This is a genomic window from Lachnoanaerobaculum sp. MSX33, assembly GCF_000512995.1.
Lineage (GTDB): Bacteria > Bacillota > Clostridia > Lachnospirales > Lachnospiraceae > Lachnoanaerobaculum.
The window spans coordinates 1-22,898 of record NZ_AZXX01000067.1 but is presented as its reverse complement, the minus strand read 5'-3'; the positions used below and the strand labels follow the sequence as shown (position 1 = coordinate 22,898).

27 protein-coding genes and 3 pseudogenes are annotated in these 22,898 nt (G+C 38.0%); 5 read left to right on the top strand and 25 right to left on the bottom strand.

What is annotated here, in order from left to right; all coding sequences use genetic code 11:
* Positions 1-54 precede the first annotated feature (54 nt).
* From pepT to HMPREF1495_RS07745, 9 genes are all read right to left on the bottom strand, one after another.
* Positions 55-1,281: a peptidase T gene (gene pepT / locus HMPREF1495_RS07780; RefSeq protein ID WP_034213492.1), complete on the bottom strand. Its 1,227-nt coding sequence runs from the start codon at positions 1,279-1,281 to the stop codon at positions 55-57.
* A 12-nt stretch (positions 1,282-1,293) separates the two neighbouring features.
* The gene (locus tag HMPREF1495_RS07775; protein ID WP_034213520.1) at positions 1,294-2,445 is read right to left on the bottom strand and encodes a metallophosphoesterase; all 1,152 of its coding nucleotides are present in this window, start codon (positions 2,443-2,445) and stop codon (positions 1,294-1,296) included.
* Positions 2,446-2,458: 13 nt separating this feature from the next.
* Positions 2,459-3,607 carry a rhodanese-like domain-containing protein gene (locus tag HMPREF1495_RS07770; RefSeq protein ID WP_034213489.1) on the bottom strand — a complete coding sequence of 383 codons (1,149 nt, stop codon included), beginning with the start codon at positions 3,605-3,607 and terminating at the stop codon, positions 2,459-2,461.
* The gene (locus HMPREF1495_RS13915) at positions 3,607-3,777 is read right to left on the bottom strand and encodes a DUF6472 family protein (protein ID WP_007594815.1); all 171 of its coding nucleotides are present in this window, start codon (positions 3,775-3,777) and stop codon (positions 3,607-3,609) included. Before HMPREF1495_RS13915 ends, HMPREF1495_RS07770 begins: the two co-directional genes overlap by 1 nt.
* Positions 3,774-4,001, bottom strand: a complete 228-nt coding sequence (locus HMPREF1495_RS07765; protein ID WP_034213486.1) for a hypothetical protein — start codon at positions 3,999-4,001, stop codon at positions 3,774-3,776. Before HMPREF1495_RS07765 ends, HMPREF1495_RS13915 begins: the two co-directional genes overlap by 4 nt.
* A 115-nt stretch (positions 4,002-4,116) precedes the next feature.
* A complete protein-coding gene (locus HMPREF1495_RS07760) occupies positions 4,117-4,272 on the bottom strand; it encodes a rubredoxin (RefSeq protein WP_007594817.1) in 156 nt (51 codons plus the stop codon).
* Between the two features lie 3 nt (positions 4,273-4,275).
* Positions 4,276-4,650 carry a desulfoferrodoxin family protein gene (locus HMPREF1495_RS07755; RefSeq protein WP_034213484.1) on the bottom strand — a complete coding sequence of 125 codons (375 nt, stop codon included), beginning with the start codon at positions 4,648-4,650 and terminating at the stop codon, positions 4,276-4,278.
* Positions 4,651-4,659: 9 nt separating this feature from the next.
* Complete coding sequence (mscL, locus tag HMPREF1495_RS07750; RefSeq protein ID WP_034213481.1) at positions 4,660-5,058, bottom strand: large-conductance mechanosensitive channel protein MscL; 399 nt, start codon at positions 5,056-5,058, stop codon at positions 4,660-4,662.
* Between the two features lie 296 nt (positions 5,059-5,354).
* Positions 5,355-7,013: a cell wall-binding protein gene (locus HMPREF1495_RS07745; protein ID WP_034213478.1), complete on the bottom strand. Its 1,659-nt coding sequence runs from the start codon at positions 7,011-7,013 to the stop codon at positions 5,355-5,357.
* 275 nt (positions 7,014-7,288) lie between these two features.
* Between HMPREF1495_RS07745 and HMPREF1495_RS07740 the strand changes: the two genes are divergently transcribed.
* Positions 7,289-9,070, top strand: a complete 1,782-nt coding sequence (locus tag HMPREF1495_RS07740; RefSeq protein ID WP_034213475.1) for a phosphotransferase — start codon at positions 7,289-7,291, stop codon at positions 9,068-9,070.
* Between the two features lie 60 nt (positions 9,071-9,130).
* Here HMPREF1495_RS07740 and HMPREF1495_RS07735 read toward each other — a convergent pair whose 3' ends face one another.
* The 6 genes and pseudogenes from HMPREF1495_RS07735 to HMPREF1495_RS14240 form a co-directional block, all read right to left on the bottom strand.
* Positions 9,131-9,838 (bottom strand): AIM24 family protein, encoded by a 708-nt coding sequence (locus tag HMPREF1495_RS07735; protein ID WP_007594823.1) that lies wholly within the window; start codon positions 9,836-9,838, stop codon positions 9,131-9,133.
* Between the two features lie 10 nt (positions 9,839-9,848).
* A complete protein-coding gene (locus HMPREF1495_RS07730) occupies positions 9,849-10,643 on the bottom strand; it encodes a TerD family protein (protein WP_007594824.1) in 795 nt (264 codons plus the stop codon).
* A 70-nt stretch (positions 10,644-10,713) separates the two neighbouring features.
* Positions 10,714-11,688 carry a zinc dependent phospholipase C family protein gene (locus tag HMPREF1495_RS07725; RefSeq protein ID WP_007594825.1) on the bottom strand — a complete coding sequence of 325 codons (975 nt, stop codon included), beginning with the start codon at positions 11,686-11,688 and terminating at the stop codon, positions 10,714-10,716.
* A 3-nt stretch (positions 11,689-11,691) separates the two neighbouring features.
* Positions 11,692-12,435, bottom strand: a complete 744-nt coding sequence (locus tag HMPREF1495_RS07720) for an HAD hydrolase family protein (RefSeq protein ID WP_007594826.1) — start codon at positions 12,433-12,435, stop codon at positions 11,692-11,694.
* A gap of 186 nt (positions 12,436-12,621) precedes the next feature.
* Complete coding sequence (locus HMPREF1495_RS07715; RefSeq protein WP_442911240.1) at positions 12,622-13,248, bottom strand: MucBP domain-containing protein; 627 nt, start codon at positions 13,246-13,248, stop codon at positions 12,622-12,624.
* A gap of 6 nt (positions 13,249-13,254) precedes the next feature.
* A pseudogene (locus HMPREF1495_RS14240) lies at positions 13,255-13,323 on the bottom strand (hypothetical protein); the annotation flags it as partial.
* A gap of 186 nt (positions 13,324-13,509) precedes the next feature.
* On the opposite strand from HMPREF1495_RS14240, the gene HMPREF1495_RS07710 reads away from it, so the two are divergent.
* The 4 genes from HMPREF1495_RS07710 to HMPREF1495_RS07695 all read left to right on the top strand — a co-directional run bounded on the left by HMPREF1495_RS07710 (position 13,510) and on the right by HMPREF1495_RS07695 (position 16,716).
* On the top strand, positions 13,510-15,291 hold the full coding sequence (locus HMPREF1495_RS07710; protein ID WP_051402818.1) for a recombinase family protein: 1,782 nt from the start codon (positions 13,510-13,512) through the stop codon (positions 15,289-15,291).
* Positions 15,292-15,369: 78 nt separating this feature from the next.
* Complete coding sequence (locus tag HMPREF1495_RS07705) at positions 15,370-15,552, top strand: transposase (protein ID WP_007594832.1); 183 nt, start codon at positions 15,370-15,372, stop codon at positions 15,550-15,552.
* Between the two features lie 164 nt (positions 15,553-15,716).
* Positions 15,717-16,244, top strand: a complete 528-nt coding sequence (locus tag HMPREF1495_RS07700) for a GNAT family N-acetyltransferase (RefSeq protein ID WP_007594834.1) — start codon at positions 15,717-15,719, stop codon at positions 16,242-16,244.
* 61 nt (positions 16,245-16,305) lie between these two features.
* Complete coding sequence (locus tag HMPREF1495_RS07695) at positions 16,306-16,716, top strand: VOC family protein (protein WP_034213472.1); 411 nt, start codon at positions 16,306-16,308, stop codon at positions 16,714-16,716.
* 108 nt (positions 16,717-16,824) lie between these two features.
* On the opposite strand, the gene HMPREF1495_RS07690 is transcribed toward HMPREF1495_RS07695, so the two are convergent.
* The 10 genes and pseudogenes from HMPREF1495_RS07690 to HMPREF1495_RS07665 form a co-directional block, all read right to left on the bottom strand.
* Positions 16,825-17,199: a MucBP domain-containing protein gene (locus HMPREF1495_RS07690; RefSeq protein ID WP_256379714.1), complete on the bottom strand. Its 375-nt coding sequence runs from the start codon at positions 17,197-17,199 to the stop codon at positions 16,825-16,827.
* A gap of 66 nt (positions 17,200-17,265) precedes the next feature.
* Positions 17,266-17,406, bottom strand: coding sequence for a MucBP domain-containing protein (locus tag HMPREF1495_RS13625; protein ID WP_084544511.1), 141 nt, complete (start codon positions 17,404-17,406; stop codon positions 17,266-17,268).
* 39 nt (positions 17,407-17,445) lie between these two features.
* Positions 17,446-17,550: pseudogene (locus HMPREF1495_RS14400) on the bottom strand (hypothetical protein); the annotation flags it as partial.
* A 30-nt stretch (positions 17,551-17,580) separates the two neighbouring features.
* Positions 17,581-17,745, bottom strand: coding sequence for a hypothetical protein (locus HMPREF1495_RS13780; RefSeq protein ID WP_156912989.1), 165 nt, complete (start codon positions 17,743-17,745; stop codon positions 17,581-17,583).
* On the bottom strand, positions 17,727-18,191 hold the full coding sequence (locus HMPREF1495_RS07685; RefSeq protein ID WP_034213467.1) for a MucBP domain-containing protein: 465 nt from the start codon (positions 18,189-18,191) through the stop codon (positions 17,727-17,729). Before HMPREF1495_RS07685 ends, HMPREF1495_RS13780 begins: the two co-directional genes overlap by 19 nt.
* Before the next feature lie 6 nt (positions 18,192-18,197).
* A pseudogene (locus HMPREF1495_RS14395) lies at positions 18,198-18,347 on the bottom strand (hypothetical protein); the annotation flags it as partial.
* A gap of 33 nt (positions 18,348-18,380) precedes the next feature.
* Entirely contained in the window at positions 18,381-19,850 is a 1,470-nt protein-coding gene (locus HMPREF1495_RS07680) for a MucBP domain-containing protein (protein ID WP_156912988.1), read from the bottom strand.
* Between the two features lie 4 nt (positions 19,851-19,854).
* A complete protein-coding gene (locus HMPREF1495_RS07675) occupies positions 19,855-20,865 on the bottom strand; it encodes a hypothetical protein (RefSeq protein WP_034213461.1) in 1,011 nt (336 codons plus the stop codon).
* Between the two features lie 150 nt (positions 20,866-21,015).
* Entirely contained in the window at positions 21,016-22,170 is a 1,155-nt protein-coding gene (locus tag HMPREF1495_RS07670; RefSeq protein WP_156912987.1) for a hypothetical protein, read from the bottom strand.
* A 256-nt stretch (positions 22,171-22,426) separates the two neighbouring features.
* Positions 22,427-22,780 carry a hypothetical protein gene (locus HMPREF1495_RS07665; RefSeq protein WP_034213456.1) on the bottom strand — a complete coding sequence of 118 codons (354 nt, stop codon included), beginning with the start codon at positions 22,778-22,780 and terminating at the stop codon, positions 22,427-22,429.
* Positions 22,781-22,898 lie beyond the last annotated feature (118 nt).

Below are 22,898 nucleotides of genomic sequence, written 5' to 3'. Positions count from 1 at the left end.
AAAAAATTATTCCTTTATATTACTCAGCTGAACAAAGCCTTTAGATATATCAAATTATTTCTCCGCCGCTATCTTTGCTATCTCTACAATAACATCTATAGCCTTTTGTATTGACTGAACGCTTACAAACTCAAATCTTCCGTGGAAGTTCTCTCCACCTGCAAAGATATTCGGTGTAGGAAGCCCCATAAAGGATATCTTGGAACCGTCTGTTCCGCCTCTTATAGGATCTTTATTTACTGTTATTCCAAGATTTTCCATTGCCTTTGTAGCAATGTCCACACTCCTTGGATCATTCTTTATGACATCGGCCATATTGCGATACTCATCATGCATTTCAAGCTTTACTCTGTCTATATCATATCTTGAATTGATTTCTTCACAAATCTTTCTTACGGTATTCTTCTTGTCCTCAAAAAGCTCACGGTTATGATCTCTGATAATATAAACAAGACTTGCATTCTCCACATCTCCATGTGCCTCTATCAAATGTATAAAGCCCTCTCTGCATTCTGTTGTTTCAGGTACTGCAAAAAGAGGCATTGCCATCTGAATATCTCTTGATATGGTAAGCGCATTTATCATCTTGTTCTTTGCATCACCCGGATGTACACTCTTACCTAAAATATCGATCTTGGCCTCTGCGGCATTAAAACATTCAAACTGTAATTCACCTACAGAACTTCCGTCCATAGTATAGGCAAAATCACAGCCAAAGTCTTCCACATCAAAATTGTTGGCTCCGACACCTATTTCCTCATCACATCCGAAGGCTACTCTCAGTTTACCATGTTTTATCTGCGGATTTTCAATCAGATATTCCATAGCTGAAACTATCTCACAAACTCCGGCCTTATCATCCGCACCAAGCAGTGTGGTTCCGTCAGTAGTGATAAGAGTTTGACCGATGTAATTTTTTAAATTCGGGAACTCCTTAGGGGAGAGCACAAATCCGCTGTTTCCAAGTGCAATATCCCCTCCGTCATAGTTTTCATGTATCTGTGGTGAAATATTCTCGGCATTAAAAGCTGCTGTATCCACATGTGAAATAAATCCTATTACAGGAGCATTATCCACATTTGCAGGAACTGTAGCAGTAAGGAATGCATTTTTCTTATTTATCTTAACTTCCTCAAAGCCTATTCTTTTTAACTCCTCACTAAGTTCCTCCAAAAACTCCATCTGTGAAGCTGTAGACGGAATCTCTATTCCGGCCTTGCTCTCATCAGATCTGGTATTTTTCTTTACATAACGCAAAAATCTATCTACAAATCTTTCCATTGTATCTCCTCTCTATAATTCCAATTTAAATTTATTCTGCTCATTGAACACAGAATCCAGTATACTCTTTATATATAAAGATGTGAAGCTCTCATGCTGATCTTCCCAAAGTCTTATGCCTTCTTCAAACCCCGTAGCATCAAAAATCTCTCCGGCAAAATAGCATTCATTCATCCTAAGAAAGGCTCTGCCCATCTTTTCAATATCTTCTTCTTCATCATTGTCAAAGGTATGAGTCTTAAACAACTTATTCAATTGTCTGCTTCCAACACCTTTAAATAACTGCCTGCTGTAATTTTCAAAATCATTTACAGCCTCCACCTTCAGACATTCTGTAAAATATTTAAAAGACTTCCCGTCATAAATAATATTTGCAAAATGATTCGGTGACACTGCCAAAGAAGATGTCACTATCTCTGTTATAAGATTCTTTTCAATATGCTGAATATGCATATGACCGCTGAGATTCAGCTTTACATTGTATTTGGCATAAAGAGCTTCTATTTCCTCCGCATTTTTAATCATAAAACCTTCGGTAAACATATAATTTTGCTCAAGAAGATTTTGATGGCTTACCGCAAGTATTTTGGCATCCGCTTTTGATAATTCAAAAAGAGCCTTATCAAGCCAAGCAAGACTTTCCTTACTCACATAATTTGAATGACAGGAATTGGTATCCAGCATTAGCAAATATAAATCATCCCTAAGTTTTGAAATATAACTTCCGGAATACTCATCATAGTACTCATAATTTTTATAACCGCAGTCGACATATATATCTCTGAAATCTTTTGCACTCACGCTGTCAACCTTATATATTTCATTTCCGCGAAATCCGAAGCTTCTTTCATAATCTATATCATGGTTTCCGGGTATCAAATATATCGGTATACCCGCTTTCACTATACTGTTAAGTTTTTGTGAAAGTTCCAAATGGCTTACTCTCTCTCCGTTAAAAGTTAAATCACCAAGTAGGAGTACCAAATCCGGTCTTCTTTTTTTAACCTCATTGCAGAATGCATCCACTATTTCTTCAATATATGTCATCCCCTTACCGTCGCCCTTTTCCATTACATTTTCAAAGGCCTCCCCACCGTCATTTATACTCTTTGAAAGGTAGTGGATATCGGTAGCTATCATAATATTCAAAGTTTTCTCACTCATACAAGATAACCTCTCAATCATAGCTCTCCAAGAAAGAATGTTTTACCCCATTTTTCTTGTAGGCTATTACTGTATCAAGGCTGACATTTTCCACACTTCTGAAAATATTCTTCTCAATATATGGATTTTTGGCAGCCAACTCCCTTATAAGTTTCTTTACTTCAGCCCTCATAGATCCCTTGTCGCCGGTCTCCGATATGGAGCAATTGTCAGTCAATCTGCAGGCACATCTTATAAAATTAAGCTCATTGTACTTTGCCCAATGTATTATATCTTCTTCCCTCACAAGATAAAGCGGTCTGATAAGCTCCATACCTTCAAAATTTGTAGAGTGAAGTTTCGGCATCATTGTCTGTATCTGAGCACCGTACAACATTCCCATAACAATAGTTTCTATCACATCATCAAAATGATGTCCAAGAGAAATCTTATTACATCCCAGCTCCTTTGCCTTGGCATATAAATGTCCTCTTCTCATCCTTGCACAGAGATAACATGGTGATTTCTCATCCTCTGCCACAATATCATATATGGATGACTCAAATACTACTATAGGCACATCCAAAATCTTAGCATTGTCCACTATAGTCTGATAATTTATATCATCATATCCCGGATTCATCACAAGGAATACCAACTCAAAATTCCTCTTTCCATGCCTTAAAAGCTCCTGAAAGAGCTTAGCCATCAACATAGAGTCCTTTCCTCCGGATATGCATACGGCAATCTTATCACCGTCCTTTATCAGTTCATATTCATTTATGGCTGCGGTAAATTTTCTCCAAATACTCTTTCTAAACTTCTTTATAAGACTTCTCTCAATATCCCTGCTTCTTCTATTCTCCTCACCCTTTTTACTTTCCTCTTTTAGAAACTCATTTAATTTAAGCTTCATATAGGCCTCATATCCGCCTACCAGATTATATATATTCTCATATCCCTGACTTTCAAGCTCTTCTGCAAGGTACTCGGTCTTATTACCTGTGGCACATACCAGACAGATAATATCTGTTTTATCAAAATCTTTTATTCTCTCAAGTATATCTTCCTCCGCAATATTTACGGCGTCAGGAATACTGCCTCTTTTGAATTCATGCTCGGGCCTTATGTCTATTATCTTTTTATTCTGTAACTCCGGCAGTTTACCTATCTCAATTTCCATTACATCTGTTTCCTTACTATCAAATAGTCATCATTACTTCTATAATACGGGCAGGTGGAATAATCACTGCTTCTCATTCTCGCATAATCATCCTCGTCCATATCCACGTCACAGATATATCCTTCCACATCTTCATCATATATATAATTTATACAATAATCACAAATCATTCTTCTTCCTGTTTCTGCTCGGTTTTGTATACTTCCTGTTTGTAGTCCTCAGGAGCATACTCCCTAAGCCAAATCTCTTCACCCATATCCAAAAGCTTTTTACCGCTGAGTACGGCTTCAAAAGCCAGATACTGTGAAGCGCTCTCTTTTCTCGATAGCGGAACCTTCAAACTTGGAAGTTCCATATCTATCATATCACTGTAATCTCTTTTTAATTCATCCATAATAATTCTAATATACTATAGTATATACTTCCAAGTCAAACAATCGAGCAGGAAAACCTGCCCGATTATATATAAAAAGGGCCCCTAAGGACCCTTTGAAAATTTTTATTTAAAATTATTCCTGAGAAAACTCATCCTTGCCTACGCCACAGAGTGGGCAAACAAAATCATCCGGAAGATCTTCCCATTTTGTTCCAGGAGCTATTCCGTTATCAGGATCTCCAAGAGCCTCATCATATTCCCATCCGCAAACATCACATACATACTTCATAAATTATACCTCTGCTTTCCATAAACCATGTAAATTACAATACTCATAAGCTGCTATCAGCTTCTCACCATCCTGTAATACGAACTCAGCATGTGGCTTATCCTCAGCTGTAAGTCCCTTGTACTGCTTTCCAAGGTTTGTTTCGATCATGATGAAGTTGATAAGATGCTCAGGTGTCATAGGATGATCTACGCTACCTACATTAACAACAACCTTATTACCCTCAACAGTTACTACAGGTACATGCTTCTCTTTAGCTGCATCTGTTGTGTTAGCCTTTAAGAGCTGCATCGGCTCTCCACAACATCCAAGTGTACCACCACAATCAACTACTACTGAGACAATATTTCCACAGTGTGCACAACGATAAAAACTCATATTTCCTCCTTAGTTCTTTGCTTTTAATAAATCTCTAATTTCCTCCAGAAGAACAACATCATCAGCCTTTGCAGGTGCTTCCTCTACCTTAGCCTCTTCTTTCTTCTTAAACTTCTCTATAAGTCTTACAAACATGAAGATACAGAATGCAATGATAAGGAAATCAACTACATTTTGGATGAAAGATCCGTAAGCAATAGCATTCTCAGCTATGTCGCCATGTGCAGGAGTAATAACATACTTAAGATCTGTAAAGTTTAAACCTCCTGTCAATATAGATATGATAGGCATAATCAAATCATTTACCAAAGATGTGACAATCTTACCGAAGGCCCCGCCTATGATAACACCTATCGCCATATCCAAAACATTACCTTTAAATGCAAACTCTTTAAAATCTTTTAACATCTTGTCCTCCAATATCCGGTTATGCATGAGCCTGCTATTGCTAGCGTCAAATCTAACGCTTGTTAGATTTAATTTTACACAACCTCAATGTGCTTTTATTATGAACTAAAACTTCTAAAAAGTCAAGCACAATAATGAGAATAATTCCTGTTTTTTATTTAATACAATTTACAAGTAACAAAAAGAGGAATACCCCCACAGGGAAGTATTCCTCTCGCATTAGATTTATCAGATGCCATGAGGCTTCGCTTCGCTCCACCTCAAGCCTATATAAAATCTATTTTAATTAACTGAGATTATTCCTCAAGACGTACATAATCTACTGTGTAGTTAGATGTCTTAACCTTGTAATCATCTCCGTCCTTCTTTGTTCCGCTCTTAATCATAGCACCTGTTGTGTTAACAACATAAGCCTTAGTTCCTGTTGGAAGACCTGTGAACTTATACTCTGTATAATCTAAGTCTCCGTTTGACTTGAAGTGCTGAACTCCACCGTTACCGTAAGCTAAAAGAGCCTCCTCTACAGATAACTTAGCGACTAACTTGTTGCTGCTGTTAAGGACAACGATCTCGATCTTGTTGTCAGCATCAGCTGTTGTAAGCTTTCCACCAACATAGAACTTGTGATCTTCCATACCGTTGATACCGGCACCCTTGTTAGAACCGTTCTTAGCGAACTCGAATGTGTACTTTTCGCTATCAAGCTCTACAGTCTGCTTTCCTGTCTTCATAGAACCGTCATCGCTTCCGCCGAAGAAGTAAGCCTTAAGCTCTCCGGATGTGAATAAGCTGTCGTTAGCCTTTACAAACTTGTTGTAGTTGTCACTTGTATCATATGTACCGTCAGAATCTACCTTCTGAACGATCTTCTTTGAGCTGTAACCTGAACCTAAAGTGTTACCTTCCATCTGAAGTACAACGAATCCGCTAATCATTCTACCGTAGTTGTCGAATGCATACTTCTTACCGTTTACTGTCTTGATTTCGTTAACTGCAAGCTTTCCGTTACCGTCTGAGTAGTACCAGTAATCTGATCCATCCTCATACTTATCTCTCTGGAGGTAGTAACCAGGAGTTACCTTGAACCAACCCTTTGTAGATCTAGCACCGTCTTCAGGTGTTGAGTAGTATAAGAATGAGTTAGAGTATGTAGCAATACCCTGTGAACCGCCATCTTTAGCAGGTGTGTTAGATGCTGTAGCTGTTGTGAACCAACCTGCGTTCATACGGCCATACTCATCGAAGCCATACTTTCTTCCGTTGATTGTCTTACCTGTCTGCTTCTTCTCCTTCTTTCCAGAAGCCTTGAAGTAGAACCATCTTGTCTGATCCTGATCCCAGTAGTTGTCACCAGGCTGAAGTTCAGCTGCCTGATCATCCTTGATAGCGATCTCTTTCCATCCCTCTGTCATAGAACCGTCGTTCTCATCACCGAAGTAGTACTCAGCATCCTGCCAAGCATTTTCATCATGCTGTGTCTCGCCGTCTTTTACCCAACCATACTGCATCTTACCGTCAGTATTGAATGTGTACTTCTTACCGTTGATAGTCTTTAAAGAAACGTCGCCTGTAGCTGAATCGCTTCTCTTGTAAGCCTTACCGTTAGCTCCGAAGTAGTACCACCACTGATTTGGCTCGTTCTCTTCGCCTGCGTTCTCGTTGTCAACTGCAACCCAACGATTTGTAACCATAACACCGTTAACGTCAACATAGTATGTATCGCTGTTATCGTCGATAAGTGAATCTGTAGCCATCTCGCCTTTATCGTCAAGATAGAACCAGTAGTCACCTGACTTCTGCCATGTCTCTGTTACTTTCTCTTCGTTTCTGTTATAATATACCCATGTACCGTTCTCCTGTTGCCAACCTGTAGCAGCGAAAGCTGTCATAGCTCCACCAACTGAGAGAACTGCTGCTGCTGAAATTAATGCAGCAATCTTTGTTTGCTTTCTCATAATGAATGCATCTCCTTTTTGAAATCCTTTTAAAATCTAATGCGTCCCGTAAAGGCTCTTATCAGTCCTTTATCTTAAGACAAAGCTAGTATATAACTTTATTTTATTACTTACAATATATTTTCTTTTTCTGATTTCTTACAAAAATATTACATTTCTGTCTTTTCCGCGATATATATGTATACTTATATCCCCTGTTATGCTAATATGTTCAATATAGATATAATTTTATTGTTTTTGAACTTAATGTTTATTTTATTATATTGGGAGCTTATATGAACAGATATGCATATTTACTCAAAGAAATATTTGAATGTAATACGATTACTCAAAGGGAGCTTGCAAATAAGTTAAACCTATCTCTTGGAAGCATCAACTCACTTATAAAAGATGCCATGGCGTTAAACTATTTATATAAGGAAGGAAGCAGTATAAGTCTTACCGAAGCCGGACTTGATTATCTTGCTCCTTTTAAGGTGGAACGTGCCGTTATCATGGCTGCAGGCTTCGGCTCAAGATTTGTTCCTCTTACATTTGAAACACCGAAAGGATTACTTGAGGTGTTCGGCGAAAGAATGATTGAGCGTCAGATCAAGCAACTACATGAAGTCGGTGTCTTTGATATAGTAATAGTTGTGGGATATTTAAAGGAGCATTTTGAATATCTTATAGATAAGTACAATGTAAAACTTGTGTATAATCCGGATTACTCCACTAAGAACAATATTTCCACATTGCACTATGCATGTAAATATATAGAGAATTCCAATGTCTATATCCTTTCTTCAGATAACTGGATGAGAGATAATATGTATCACAGCTATGAGCCTTACTCCTGGTATTCTTCCATATATATGGAAGGAAATACCAATGAATGGGTACTTGATTTTAATAAAAAGCGCGAAATAACAGCTATAAATGTGGGCGGCAGCGATGCCTATGTAATGTACGGACCTGTATATTTCAGTAAGGACTTTTCAAAAGAGTTTATGCCGATACTGGAAAAGGCCTTTGCTACTCCGGGAAGTGATGACTGGTATTGGGAAAATGTACTTATGAGTGAAATACAAAAGAAAAACTCTACACTACCTGCCATGCATATAAACCCCCAGCCCGAAAATCAGGTCTATGAGTTTGAAAATCTGGAAGAGCTTCGAGCATTTGATAATAAATATATGGAAAACAGCGGAAATGTAGCTCTTGAACTTATTGCAAAGGTTTTTAATATCCCGGAGAGTCATATAAAAGGTCTTCGTACATTAAAAGCCGGTATGACAAATAAATCTTTTCTTTTTGAAGTGGATGATAAGAGTTATATATGTAGAATTCCCGGAAAGGGCACAGATGTACTTATAAACCGTTCAAATGAGTATGACTGCTATATGGCAGTCAAAGATTTGCATATTACGGAGAAAATAATTTATTTTGATAAGGAAAGCGGTTATAAGATATCAAAGTTTTATGATGGTTCAAAAAATGCCGATGCCTTTAATAAGGAAGAAATGGCAAGATGTATGGAACTTTTAAGGACTTTGCATGAAACTGATGTAAAGGTCAGCCATCGCTTTGATATAGCCGAGAGAATAGATTATTATACCGGACTCTGTGAAAAGAGCGGTGGAATATCTTTTGAAGATGTAGAAGAGGTTCACAAAAATATGATGCTCTTACTCGATTTACTTAAAGGAATGAAGTCTGAAAGTCGCCTCTGCCATATAGACAGTGTAGCCGATAATTTTATTATTACCGCAGATAATAAGATAAAGCTTATTGACTGGGAATATGCCGGAATGGCGGATCCTATTATAGATGTGGCAATGTGTGCAATCTATTCTTATTATGATAAATCTCAAGCTGATGAACTTTTAGAAACTTATCTTAAAAGAAAACCTCTTACAGATGAGTATAAGAAACTTTATTCATACATGGCACTCAGCGGTTACCTTTGGGCTCTATGGACGGTATATAAGGCCAATGTAGGGGAAGAATTCGGAGAGTACTCTCTTAAGATGTACAGATATGCAAAGGACTTTTTTAAAGAAGTAATGAAGCTTTAATAATTATGAAAAAGCAGTCGGGATTTCCGACTGCTTTCAGCTTTAAATAACCCAAATTTATTAATCCACGCTCACTCTGATTCCGCCACCTCTCTCGCTTGGCTGAACCAGAACCGTTACAGGCTCATTTCCTGACCATTCAAATGAATATGATTCTCCTGAAGCCTGACCGATAAAGGTCTTCCATGAGATATCCGCCTTTATCTGTGGATCTCCCATTCCGTTCCTACTGAACCAGCATATTACAGCATCCGGATCTACCGCAAGTGTATCTCTTGACTTCACATTTGAAACCACAAGCGGGTTTCCGTCTGAGAGTAATGCCACATAGGCATTATTTCCTCTACCAACCAATGTGGTTGTAGCAAGACCTTTTTGTGAAAGTACACCTACACCTAAAAATCTTACAGAGTAATCACAGTCGTTTGTAAATGCAAGTATATTCTCAGACTCTACCGAAACCGTCTCGCCCGGTGCCAGCTTATACACTACTACATGCTGTCCGTAGTTTGCATAGTATGTTGTGGAAGCTCCGTTTAAATGTACCTTCATAAGCGGTATATTTTCACCTGCAACTCTTCTTACAAGCTGTCCCAGTAATGCCTGTCCGATACTTCCTCCCGGTCCAAGCAACATCTTTTCAAAAGTATAGTTCTTTCCGCCCGGATTTTCTCCTGCTATAAATGCACCTGCTTTTGCTATCAATGTATCATTTCCTTCACAGGTAACCTTAAGTGTCAACTCGTTAATAACTTCAAATGTCAGCATATTCCCCTCCTTATTCGACTTGTACTCCGTAAAATTCGCAAAGTCCCGCCAAGTCTTTATTTACTCCGTTTCCTATTGCATTAAATTTCCATGCACCGTTGTGTAGATATACTTCTCCCATCATCATGGAATTTATATTGTTGTAATATTCCTCTACAAGGAAAGAAGCTACCTCGGCGTTTGTCACCGGATCCACTATCTGTATGTATGCGTCTTTTAACATACCGAAATTAAGTGCTTTTTCAATTGCATCATTTATAGTCATTACAAAGACTATCTTTTGTACAGCCGGATTTAATATAGAAGTATCTATATCAAATACCTGCAATACATTTGCCTCTTCAACATTTTTAAAAAGCACACTCCTTTCAGGGCTGCTCTCCTGTCCGTAGAATACAAAGAAATCATCCCCCACCACTTTTCCGTTTCCGGCAAGCAAAAATGCGGAGACATCAACATCACAAGCTGAATTATTCACATTCCACCCAAAATTCACCTTTATCTTATTTGAAGAAAAGGCAAGTGGGACTTTTTGTCCCTTTGAAACTCTCTTGCTTAACGTCGGCAATGTTATTTGCCTTACATCGGCATTTTGTCCTGTACTTTGAGCCTGTCCGGTGTTTTGACTTACTGTAGTACTGCCTGCAGTAACAGGATTTTGTGTACTTGCAGTGTTTCCCGTTTTTTTATAATAGGAAGTATTCAAAATATCTACATTTTCACTGTTTAGTACAACACCTTTTTTTCGGTTCAGATTTTCAAGTTGGTCTGCACCCATAGGTTTTGTCACATTCATCGAATACATACTCTTATTCACCTCACTTTCTTTAAAGTAATAATATTTAAATTTTTAAATACTAATCATTTGATATCTTTCACCCTACATCAAGCCCTGAATGATAGGAGTAATTTCCTATATTCTCAAGCAGTCTGTGAAAATCGGTCTCTTCCATTCTGTCCGGCACTATTTCCGTATTCAGTATCTTAAATATTTCCTCACATCTGTCAATGCATTTATCAAAGAGCTCCGGAAAGCTTTCATTTGAATGAACACTCTTATTCCATGGATTTATCCAAAGTTCATGTTCAAGATTTAGGGCTCCTTTTGCATCCGGTACTTCATCTGAGAGTATCTTCTGTGAAACTATAGGATTTTTTAAAAATAAGGATTCTATAGCATTTATTCTGTTTTTCTTTCTGCCCGTAGGATCGGCGAGAGTCCTCACTCCAAATCTCATTGCCAGTACCGATCTGTGTACCATGGCAGGTGTTACTCTGAAATTATTCTTATATGTGATCGGATAATAGGTTTTATTTATAACTCTTGCCAGAAAATCTGAAACAAATTGTATCTCAAAACCGTTGAGTGCCAGAGTGGCAGCCTGATTAAATTCCGAGGTTTTCTTTTTCTTATACTTTTTTAAAAGTATGGTATCTATATCATTTTCAAGTGCCGCATGAAGTCCGTATACATAGGCGCTGTTTTTTCCGTTTTCATGCCCTATTCTTGCGTAAATATATGGATGACAGATATAATCTCCCACATAGTGGCATAAAAAACCTGCAATATAGCTTATCGCCTGCTGCTGCTTTTGTTTTGATTCCATGGACTGTATTTCACAAAGTGCATTTGCAAAAAAATCGTTTACATGACTCTCATGCATATATGAACCGACATTTCTGTAATCCCTGTGCCTCAGTATCGGGATATTGTAAAAAAACATATCCGGTCCTTGAAGTCCCAGCTGATACAACCATCTGTATTTAGATATAATATATTTTAAACCCGAGTTTTCTAAGGCACCATATGCCTTTAACCCTAAAATATAGTGAGTTGTAAATCCCGGCATTTCCTACTCCTTAATATATTCTAAAACCCTTTCCAAATAAAAATCCGAAAAAAGTCCTTCATAATCCTTGAAAATATTTTTACTTATATTCAAATCCTTATGTGCAAATCCTATGTCTGCAAGCTCTATCATTCCGGTATCAAACTCCGTATCTCCGGCAGCAAATATCTGTACTTCCTCTGCAGCATATTCTCTTATAAAACGCTTAATCGTATCCGCCTTGTTTAAATTCTTCGGCATTACATACAACTTATCTTTATTGTATAAAACCTCTACCTTTTCCAAGTCCAATATGCTCTTAAGATCTCTTACAACTGCTTCCGACTCATCACATTTTGTAAAGATAAATAAGTCGTCAATATTTCTGCATTCAAACTTTCTTCTTTTATCTTTTTGCAAAAATACATATGCTTTTTCTCTCTCATCTGATGAAGGCTTTACTATATCAAGGCTTTCTTTATACCATTCATCCGACTTTATACCGTCTTTTAAAAGTATTCCCCCATTTGCACATAGTACATATTTTGGTGTAATACCAAGATCTATTCTACTGTATTGAATATAGGTTCTTGTGGTAGCAGGCACTATAAGGAGCAGCTCATTTAACTTATGTAAAAGCTCATATGAGTATTTTGACATAAAACTGTTCACCTCTCCGTTATAAATCTCCACAGGTATCTTTTCTTCTATATTCGTTTTCTTTGAATAAATCAAAGTATTGTCCAAATCTGTAAATAAAATATTCATATGGCTAGTTTAACACTTTTTTATAAAATAGTCATTTTAAAAAAAATTAAATATTAAACCATCTCTTGACTATACAACACTAAGTAGTTATACTTTAATTGTAAAAAAGAGATATTTGTACCATATGTACACATAGCGAAAGCCTCGGGAAGTTGCGATTCCCGAGGCTTTCTTCTTGTCAAGTCACTATCTCTTCTTAAATACCACCAACATTGCTCCGTAGGAAGATATCAGTAATATCATATATTTGAAAAGGTCTGTATTATCCGAGGTCTTAGGTACCGGGAGTGGGCGTCTGTCTGATACAGTCTCCGCAGTAAACTTCTTCGGATCCTCTATGATAATTTCAGGTTTTACAGGCTCGACATTTATAACATCAGCCTTTATTTCTTCTTTTTTCTCTACAACTGTCTGTGTAGGTCTTATAGATGAGCTTGTGCCCGAGCCGCCTCTTCTTCCGTTTGAAGATGTGGCTATTGAAGGTGTAGCTATAGGTCTTATGATAATATCATTGTTTCTGTCCCCCGGACGATTTATCTGGCTTGGTGTAGCCGTATGTAGCGGATCCGGATAGATTATAACACTTGGATTTTTAACATATATATAGTTGATTTCTATTTGTGTAGTTGAGAACAATCCGCTCTCAGCGCCTTCAACTCTCTCCAAATGATATCCTGCAATAGCTTTTGCACTTGTACTATAGGCAAGACCAAGTTTTCTGCTGCCGTCAAAAACATCATCTACATCCAGTGCAACTCCTGCCGGATTGATATAATGGGCAATTACATCTCCTGAATCCTGTCTGCGAAAGATATATGTTACTCTTTGTGTTCCCGGATTAAATACTCCGTTCGCATTTGCAGGCATTGAAATCAAGTCATAGTAGTCAAATGACTTAAGCTCTTAAGTATAAGGTACTCCGATTTGCTCACTACCGTTTAAAACAGTAGTCTCAACAAGCGGAACATTTCTGTTCTCATCCAGATATTCAATAATAACATTTCCTGCATCCTGGGTTGCATAATATTAACTGAACAGGAGTGATATATAGACACAAAAAAGGAGGATAACGCCATGATAGAATATGCAACCAAAATCACTGCGCTATACTCTTGCCTTTCAGTTGGTGATGAGGATAGGGACGGTGGGGAAAGCAACAGTATCGTTAATCAAAAGGCATTCTTAGAACAGTATGCAAAACAGCATAAGCTGATGAACATTCGCCACTATATCGACGATGATGAAAGCGGTCGCTTCTTTGACCGTAGTGCTTACACACAGATGATAAGCGATGTGGAAAACGGTAAAATCGGCATTGTCATTATGAAAGATATGACAAGGTGGGGACGAGATTATCTTCAAGTAGGAAACGCTATGGAGATATTCCGTAGAAACAATGTACGCTTTATTGCCATCAACAACGGAATCGACAGCAAAGACCAAAATACATTGGAATTTGCTCCCTTTATCAATATTATGTCGGAGTGGTACGCAAGAGATATCAGCAAGAAAGTCAAAACAGGCATTAAGACAAAAGGAGCAAGCGGAAAGCCCGTAGCAACAGAAGCCCCCTACGGCTATATAAAAGACCCTAACAACAAAGATTATTGGATCGTCGATAAAGAAGCTGCCGAAGTTGTAAAACTCATTTTTACGCTATTTATGGAGGGAAAAAACCGTAATCAGATAGCAACCTATCTCAAAGACAAAGAAATACTAACCCCAACCTTTTATATGAAACAGCAAGACAGAGGAACCGCAAAAAGCAGAACACTCAATGAAGAAAACCGCTATAACTGGAACAAAGCAACCCTAACACGCATACTGCAAAGGCAGGAGTATTGTGGCGATATAGTCAACTTCAAGACCGAAAAGCATTACAAAGATAAGCGAAACCACTATGTCGATAAAGATAAGTGGCAAATCACCTCCGATGTGCATGAGCCAATCATCGACCGAGCCACCTATGAAAATGTACAGCGGATATTGAAAAACGCACGCGTTAAAAGACCAAACGGAGATGGAGAAATCCACCCATTATCGGGATTGATGTACTGTAAAGATTGCGGTACGAAAATGCACATTCGCACCATACACAAGAATAATAAAGTACAGCATGTAACCTATTGTAGCGAATATGCCAAAGGCAAAGCCAAGCACCCGAAATGCCACTCTCCCCACCGCATTGATGTCGATGATGTCATGGAAACGCTCAAAGAAGTTTTACGAAAGATAGGCAAGTTTTCACTCACAAACAAATCAGAGTTTGAAGCATTGGTAAAAAACAGTCTTGCCAAAGAACAGACCGAAGAAGTAGGGAAACAGAAAAAGCGTATCCCACAAATCACAGATAGACTGGAACAGATAGAAAGAGTGATGAATAAACTATATGAAGATAACGCACTGGGAAATATCGAACCGAAACGCTATGAACAGTTATCGGGAAAATATGCAGAAGAATATTACAGCTTAAAATTGGAACAGGAGCAAATAGAAGAACGCTTATCCGAATTTGAAAATTCCAATCAAAGAGCCAGGAACTTTATAAGACTTGCAGAAAGCTATTCAGACTTTGAAGAACTTACCCCTACCGCCATCAATGAATTTATCAATAAAATCGTAGTGCATGAGCGAGATGTCAAAAGAGCAAAATATGCCGTTCAGCGTATCGAAGTCTATTTCGACTATATCGGAAAATTTGAAAACGAACTCACAAAACAAATCGAGCCGACAGAACAGGAAATGATACAGATGAGAGAAGAAATCGAAGAAGCTAAGAAAGAAAAAGCACGAGCATATCGTAGGCAATATTACAAAGAATACCGAGCAAAAAAGAAACTACAAGCAACAACCTAAAACGAAATATCAACTAATAAGAAAAGAGGTTTCCTAAGCATGGGAAATCTTTTTTTGTGCAAGTAAAAGGAGGATTAAATGACCGAAAAACAAAAAACACAGACCAACGAAGAACGAGCGATGCCCCGAAAACCCGACGGAGTTCTAACGAAAAAGATGAACGGAAAGACCTTTGTAACCGAGATATATTTTGATAAAAAGAGCAAGGATACCTTTCAAGATAAGCTATTTAAGGTGGTGCAAGCCCAGCGAAAAGAATAAAGAAAACAAATACTTTGTATCAAGCTTTTTTATTCTTATCAATCTGTTTCTATGAAAAACACAATGGCAAGAAGGAAATCCGACAGTGGGAAAAATGCCCTCAAAATGGTATAATATTGATAAACAATTAGAGAAACAAGTTTAGATTTGTAAAGGAGACCAATATGCACTTAAAAACGGATCGCTTGGATATTCGTCCATTTTTACCCGATGATATTGAGGACACATACGAAATTTACTCAAACAAAGATGTTTGCAAGTATCTATTAGAGGATGCTTGGGAATATGAAAATAAAAGTGAAGAGTTTCAAAAAAAATTGAATAACAATAAACTGGAAGAGAATTCCCAATTGAATTTAGCGGTGTTACTAAATGGAAAAGTAATCGGCGATATATCAATCTGGTACATCGGCATGAAACAAACAGTTGAAATAGGATTCGTTTTTAATCTGAACTTTTTTGGAAAAGGTTATGCAAAAGAAGCTGTAAAAGAAGTAGTGAAAGAGTTGTTTGAAAAATATAATGTTCATAGAATACAAGCGAATTTGGATGCTCAAAACATATCTTCTGCTAAATTGTGCAGTAATATTGGTATGAGGAGAGAGGCTCATTTTATCAAGGATTACTGGAACAAAGGGGAATGGACTGATAGTTATGTATATGGGATGCTCATTACAGATATAACAAATTAGTCTGTTAGATAATTTCGGTTTGTAGGGATAGATAAAATTAGAATTTGTAGAGGTGAGAAAAATGAATAATCAAACGTTGATTACGGTTAGAAGCGTTAGAGAAAGTTCGGATTGGTATTGTGAGCATCTTGGACTTCAAAAAGGGCATGGCGGAAATCATTATGAACAGTTAATTTATGATAATAAACTTGTATTGCAATTACATTGCTTGGATTCCGACATTAATCATGAAGCGTTACTCAGACCTGATGATTCAGTAGGATTATGGGTATTATTATGGTTTTCAGTTGTTGATTTTGATGTTGCACTTGATAGATTAATTAAACTCAAAACTGTATTTGATAAAAAACCTTTCTTTAATCAGTATGCAAAGCAATGGGAAGTATGGTTTTCTGATCTTGATGGTTATCGAATTGTTCTATCAGGTCCATCTGAGTATGATATAAAGCCCTTGGAATGTAATTGGAGATAATAACTCCCTATTTGTTTAATTGAATATAACAATTTGAGAAACAGTAAATCAAAATAGGTTTGCTGTTTTTTGTTGCTCAATTTTCAAAAAATCATTCATAAACATAAATCATTCATAAACATAAAAAGGTACTTGACAAAACGCTCTCTGACGCTTGTAAATATACTCAACATTTATAGGTGATGTTATATAATTAAGTCCAAGCTTATTTACTCCGGAAATTGTATCGTCACTTTCTATGCTGTTTCCGTGAACATCCAAATATCTTACATTCACATCCACTGCATCTTTTCTTCTGTACAAGTAAGTCACAGTCTGTGCTCCATGAGTGAATACTCCGGTTGCATTTGCAGGCATCTTATCTATATCGAAGTTTGCGATATTTTCCGCACTGCTTGTATAGGCAAGTCCAAGCTTTTCGATACCGCTAAGTACTGTAGGCGCTACCAAATCACTTCCGTCATGTACAGACTTGTGATATATTGTTACATCCCCCGCATCATCTCTCTTATAGACATAATTTACAACTTGTGGAGCAATCGTAAATACTCACGTTGCATTTGTCGGTGAATTTACAAGCACAAGACCTCCAATAGTCTTAGGTGCCGTAGTATATGGCAATCCAAGTTTATTTGTTCCTGAAAGTATGTCTCTTGCATCCAGTTCATTACCGTCTCTGTCGGTATACATTACTGTCACATCTCCGGCGTCATCTCTTCTGTATTCATAGGTAACAATATAGTTTGTTCCTGCCGTAAATGTTCCGATATGATTTGCAGGTGTAGGATTTACTACCGTAAAGTTGGCTATATTTGCAGAGCTTGTTGTATAGGAAAGTCCGGCTTTACTTACTCCGGATAAATTCTAATCTGCCGCAAGAGAGTTGCTTGTTCCGACTTCAAAATGATGTACTGTTACATTTCCGGCATCATCTCTCTTGTAGCAGTATGTAACCTCTGTAAGTCCTGTGGCAGGATAAGTTCCTGTATGTCCTGCAGGTGTAGCATTTACTACCGTATAATATGGCATGTTTTTCGGACTTGTTGAATATGTACTTTAACATCTCCGGCATCATCTCTCTTATACTTATAAACCACTTCTACAGGCGCATTTCTGAATGTCACTGTCGGATTTGCCGGTGAGCTTACAAGATGGAAATGAGGAATATTCATACTCTGTGTAGTATAAGTAGTTCCAAGCTTATTGGTTCCGTCCACTGTCACAGCCGCCGGTGTTCCTCTCGGAGTAGATGAATACAACTCATTGGTAGTTCCGTCTTCATAATAATGAATAATTATCGGTGAAGCACTATCTTTTTCATAGTAATAAATCAGCTCTGTAGGTGTAGAGGCAAATGTGACCAGCGTAGGATTCGGTGACTGATACAAATTATAATTTGCAATGTCCGCCGACCTCTCCTGTGACTGATATGTAAGTCCGAGCCTGTTTGTACCGCTTATAACTTCCGGTCCCACAGCTCCTCCGACTACCGGAGCATAAAGCTCTGTGGTAGTACCCTTTTCATAGTGATGAACTGTAATATTTCCTGCATTTTTTCTTCTGTAGGAATATGTTACCGAGGTTGTTCCGTCACCGAATACTCCGTTTATAGGAGTGGTACTGCTTACAAAATCATAATTGTCTACAAGAAGTACATTGCTGCTTCATGCAAGTCCCTCTTTATTTGTTCCTGATAGAACTGTGGGAGTATTGATCATTACACTACTTCCAAGACTCTCAGGTCTTGTAAGATTTGCACCTGTATCAATATCCACATATTTTATAGTAACATCCGGTGCATCATTTCTTTCATAGAAATAAATAACCGTCTTTGCCGTTGCATCAAATGTTCCGCTTGCAGGACCTGTAAATGTTCCTACAAGGTGGTAATGAGGTATCGGATAGCTTCCTGCAGTACTTACATCTCTTCTGTAAGTCTGATAAGGTTTACCCATCTGTCTTGCACCTGAGAGTACTTCGGCCGCAGGTGTTGCTGTTGCCGAAACCGCATAAAGTTCATCGGTCTTTCCCGTTTCGTAGTGATGTACGGTTACATCTCCTGCATTTCTTCTTATGTAATGGTATGTAACTGTTGTATCTGCAGTATAACTTACGTTTGCATTTGCAGGAAGATTTGCAGTATCCACTTCAAAATTCGGATCTGTAGTGATTGCCGCTGTTGTATATGCGATATCTCTCGGCTCTCTTGTAACCACATCGGCAACAAGATTGCTTCCGTCCTCATCCTTTATATGCTTTACAGTAAGATTATAAAAATCAGTCTTAAGTCCAAGATTTTTGATGGCACTTGGATTATCTCTTGTTAAGCTTATATCCACAGTTGACCATGGTGTATTAGGTATCGGAGTCTGACCCGCCTTGATTACGGATGCCCTTGTAGTAAATGAAGTAAAATCATTTCCAATCACAGTGGCAGTACTTGCCACATTTGGTGAAGCAAAGCTGTCACCGGTCAAGTTCTCCACATAGAGCTTATAATTTCCTGCATTGCTTAGCTTATTTGTAAAGGAAATATTTCCGTTTGAATCCGTTGTTCCCGATTCAACCACTGTCTCATTTCCCGTTGCATCAAGCTTTACAAGTATATATGGTCTGTTTGCAATATTTAAATCAGTGCTGTCATAGACTCCGTTATTATTTAAATCATAGAAGGCATGAGTTGCGATATTGTACTTATGAGTACCTACCTTTGAGTCGGTAAACTCATTTGCACCGTCAACATTATTTCCTCTCCATGAAGCTACTGAGTTATTTGCAGTATCTGCGGCGAGATTATCCTTTGTATCCGGCATCTCCACCTTATAATTAAAGAGTACCTCTTCTCCTGCCGTTATACTCTGTCCCGACTTTAAATCGGCCTTAAACATGGTGACTGCTGACCAGTCCGTAATACTTGCGGCAGGTAACCATGTCGCTCCTATATTTCCTTCTATCGTTGCACTTGGAGCGTCTGTAGAGTAGTAAATATCAAACTTAGAGTTATTGGCGGTTACTCCCGATATAGCCTTCGGATATATTTTTGAATCCCTGTCAAGATAGTTTCCGCTGCCGTCTTTTACTATAAATTTATCATTTGCATATGGGAAAACATCCATTACATGAAGATTTTCCACCGGGTCATTGGTTGTTCCATACTCTAACCTGATAATCTAAGATATCTCCCTTATCGGCCTTTATGCTTGTTTGGTATACACTATCTGTGGAAAGTTTTACTTTCTTTCCGAGTACCATTGCCTGTGGCGGTACAAAGGTGTAGTTATATGTCAATGTGGAAAGTCTGTCATTTGTATTGCCGTTGTTATTGGCATCATATGTGTCAAGGTAGTCTGCAGTATCTGAAGAATATATAATTCCCGGAGCCGCACTTGATGCGTCTGTGGTATTATTATCCCAGCTGAGTATTACCTTTATATCATGTGAACCTCCATCCATACCGGCTGTCGGCTTAAATGAAATATTCAAATGGTCGATTTTGTTCTGTGTATAGTTTCCGTAACCCGCAAATGTAGAACCCGGGAATGTCAATCCTGTAAGTTCAAACTCGTACGCTGTCTTTCCCACATTACCTTTATAATTTTGTATAACTGTAGGAGTTGGATTTAAAGTAAATAAATTGGCATTCATCTGCGGTTGCACACTGTCAAAAGCAAGGTCCGAATCGACTACAACCACCATCTTGGGATTTATGGCAGCTCTTGGGTCCCAAAGTATACTGTTATACCAAATACGTGGTGTTATCTTTATAGTTCCTCCAACACTTACCGTACTTGTAGCGGAGGTACCGTTTATACTCATTCCGATATTTTGAAGATGCATGCTTGCATACGGATTTCTTAAATATGCATCAGCCAGTGAATATCCCAGCTCATTACCGGCTGCATTTCTTACTCTACCGAAGTTTCTGACAAGCTTCCAATATACATCATTGGCACGAGCATTCAAATCGTTGATAAAAGCCGTATGTGTAGCAGGTGTAAGCTGTGTCTGAACTATAAAACCTACTGCATCCTCTTCAAACTGTGAGATGGTTATATCATCATCAAAGACAAGTCTGAAATACCTGTACTCTGGCGGTGTAGCCAATGTGGTAGATACAGAGTTTGCTCTGTAATCTGTGGCATTACTCACCTGAACAGGTGTAATATTTGTAGCGATAGTGGTCCATGTAGTTCCGTTGTCGGAGCCGATAAGCTTATTGTGTAAAAGCTTTGCAAGTTCTGTCGCAGTAAATCTTTCAGGTCTGACTCTAAGTTCATATCCTGTGAGAAGGCTTCTTGCCTACGGTTCATCCTCTATCATTCTGAATGTAACACTGCTTGCAGTCTGCGGTCTTGTACCACCGAACTGATCGACACTTACCAAATAGTTATACTTATAGTCCGCATCCCTCGGTACCAGATAACCACCTTCGCCAAGTAATGTCTTTTTTATACGGATTCTTCTTACATATGAAACATGGTAGTATAAATCACCGCTTCTTCTTGTGGAATTATCCAAAGTTCCGTCATCATTTACCAATGTAGTGACCTGTTGCATAGTTATCTTCGTCCATGTAGGAGCTAAAGTAACAGGTTGATTTCCGTCCCACTTAAGTGAAAAAGGCGGCTGTAATACTGTTCCCAAGCCTCTGTCCACTACCTGTGTGATAGTTCTGTCTGCACTGTTATATGTCCAGTCCGAGTTGTTCGGAAGTGAAGGATCCCATACTGCGGTGGCCGGAAGAGTAATCTTAAACTCTACCTTTCTCTTATCCATACCTGCACCGGTTCCTGACGGTACTTGTGATACACCGCCGTTGGCTGTATTTGCAGGACCGCTGTAACCGTATCCGAACAAACTTGATACAAAGTCTGTAGACAGTCTGTCATTAGTGGCATTGGTTGCATCATCCGATATATATTCGCTTTTTCTGTTGTTACTTGCAACTGTAGATGTATTGGCAGACATAATTCCGACCGGATATGCCTTTGCAACAAACTGATCGTTTGAACTTGCAAGAGGTGCATCTGTCGCAGGATTTTTTCCTGCTTCAAAAAGTTTTACCGGAATATGGAATGTCTCACCGTTTTGCACTGCCGAATTTTTCAGCGTAGCCTTTATCGGTATTGCCGAATATCCTGTATCCAGTCTGGAATAATTTATCTTTACAATATAATAGTTCGGATCTGTATTTATAATATTTACACTGCTTGCACCTGATGCCAAGGTAACATCACTGACAACAGGAGGTGCAAATATACTCTTGTCAAAATACACATACGAAAACGGATTGTACAGTGTAGATACTGCTCCTGAAATCGTATTTGTAACATAGTATGAGTCCTTTTGTGCTACTAAAGATGACGTCTGCCCGGATAAACCGTACCTTACATCTGTAGTTATAACACTACCGCCGGCACCCGTAGCATATACTTCCCCCGACAGAGAAAGCACTGGTAAGAATAATGAAAAAATCAGTAATAAAAAATAATGCAGTGATTTTTTCTCATATTTCCCCGGTAATAAAATTATATATATTAAAAATGCTTTTATTTGTCATATACAAAACAGACAAAAATTTAACATCATTATCCTTTTACATTTTATAGTAATCTAGTAATAATTACTATAGTCAAATTCTTACAATATCTTTTCAACAGTTGTCTTTTAATCTAAAAAAATCTCCCGGATAAAAGCCGGAGGGTGAAAGTTATCTTTCTTCTTTTTTCTTTAATGAAAGTAACATTGCCGCTGCAATCGAACTCATAAGGATAAACATATATCCTCTTACGTCTCTTTCATCAGCTGCCTTCGGTACCTTTAATCCCAACCTTGTGCTTGTTGACATTGCTATGAGAATGTCCCTTGGCTTAGGTATAGGTTTTGGTGTGTCAATCAAAATAACAGAGTTTTCACTTGGTTTATTTATATTAATATTATATTCTATACTTTTTCCACCAGGGATTATTATTTTATTTGTCTTTGCAGGTGCTGTTGTAACCGGTACCGCTATTCTTCTATACCGGTAGTAAATTACCGTCTGTGAAGAATACTTATAAGTCAAAGTTGTATCCCCAAAAACTAGTTGGTTTATTTGTTCTCTTGCGAGAACAAATCCTTGCCATAACAAAAAAATTAACCGGTCAAAAATTATGACCGGTTAAAAATTCTTGAATATTTAT

Coding starts and splice junctions, on each gene's coding strand:
- pepT (WP_034213492.1), bottom strand. CDS start 1,281: ATGGAAAGATTTGTAGATAGATTTTTGCGTTATGTAAAGAAAAATACC.
- HMPREF1495_RS07775 (WP_034213520.1), bottom strand. CDS start 2,445: ATGAGTGAGAAAACTTTGAATATTATGATAGCTACCGATATCCACTAC.
- HMPREF1495_RS07770 (WP_034213489.1), bottom strand. CDS start 3,607: ATGGAAATTGAGATAGGTAAACTGCCGGAGTTACAGAATAAAAAGATA.
- HMPREF1495_RS13915 (WP_007594815.1), bottom strand. CDS start 3,777: ATGATTTGTGATTATTGTATAAATTATATATATGATGAAGATGTGGAA.
- HMPREF1495_RS07765 (WP_034213486.1), bottom strand. CDS start 4,001: ATGGATGAATTAAAAAGAGATTACAGTGATATGATAGATATGGAACTT.
- HMPREF1495_RS07760 (WP_007594817.1), bottom strand. CDS start 4,272: ATGAAGTATGTATGTGATGTTTGCGGATGGGAATATGATGAGGCTCTT.
- HMPREF1495_RS07755 (WP_034213484.1), bottom strand. CDS start 4,650: ATGAGTTTTTATCGTTGTGCACACTGTGGAAATATTGTCTCAGTAGTA.
- mscL (WP_034213481.1), bottom strand. CDS start 5,058: ATGTTAAAAGATTTTAAAGAGTTTGCATTTAAAGGTAATGTTTTGGAT.
- HMPREF1495_RS07745 (WP_034213478.1), bottom strand. CDS start 7,013: ATGAGAAAGCAAACAAAGATTGCTGCATTAATTTCAGCAGCAGCAGTT.
- HMPREF1495_RS07740 (WP_034213475.1), top strand. CDS start 7,289: ATGAACAGATATGCATATTTACTCAAAGAAATATTTGAATGTAATACG.
- HMPREF1495_RS07735 (WP_007594823.1), bottom strand. CDS start 9,838: ATGCTGACATTTGAAGTTATTAACGAGTTGACACTTAAGGTTACCTGT.
- HMPREF1495_RS07730 (WP_007594824.1), bottom strand. CDS start 10,643: ATGTATTCGATGAATGTGACAAAACCTATGGGTGCAGACCAACTTGAA.
- HMPREF1495_RS07725 (WP_007594825.1), bottom strand. CDS start 11,688: ATGCCGGGATTTACAACTCACTATATTTTAGGGTTAAAGGCATATGGT.
- HMPREF1495_RS07720 (WP_007594826.1), bottom strand. CDS start 12,435: ATGAATATTTTATTTACAGATTTGGACAATACTTTGATTTATTCAAAG.
- HMPREF1495_RS07710 (WP_051402818.1), top strand. CDS start 13,510: ATGATAGAATATGCAACCAAAATCACTGCGCTATACTCTTGCCTTTCA.
- HMPREF1495_RS07705 (WP_007594832.1), top strand. CDS start 15,370: ATGACCGAAAAACAAAAAACACAGACCAACGAAGAACGAGCGATGCCC.
- HMPREF1495_RS07700 (WP_007594834.1), top strand. CDS start 15,717: ATGCACTTAAAAACGGATCGCTTGGATATTCGTCCATTTTTACCCGAT.
- HMPREF1495_RS07695 (WP_034213472.1), top strand. CDS start 16,306: ATGAATAATCAAACGTTGATTACGGTTAGAAGCGTTAGAGAAAGTTCG.
- HMPREF1495_RS13625 (WP_084544511.1), bottom strand. CDS start 17,406: ATGTATACCGACAGAGACGGTAATGAACTGGATGCAAGAGACATACTT.
- HMPREF1495_RS13780 (WP_156912989.1), bottom strand. CDS start 17,745: ATGCCATATTATACGGTAGTAAATGCTACACCTGCAGGACATACAGGA.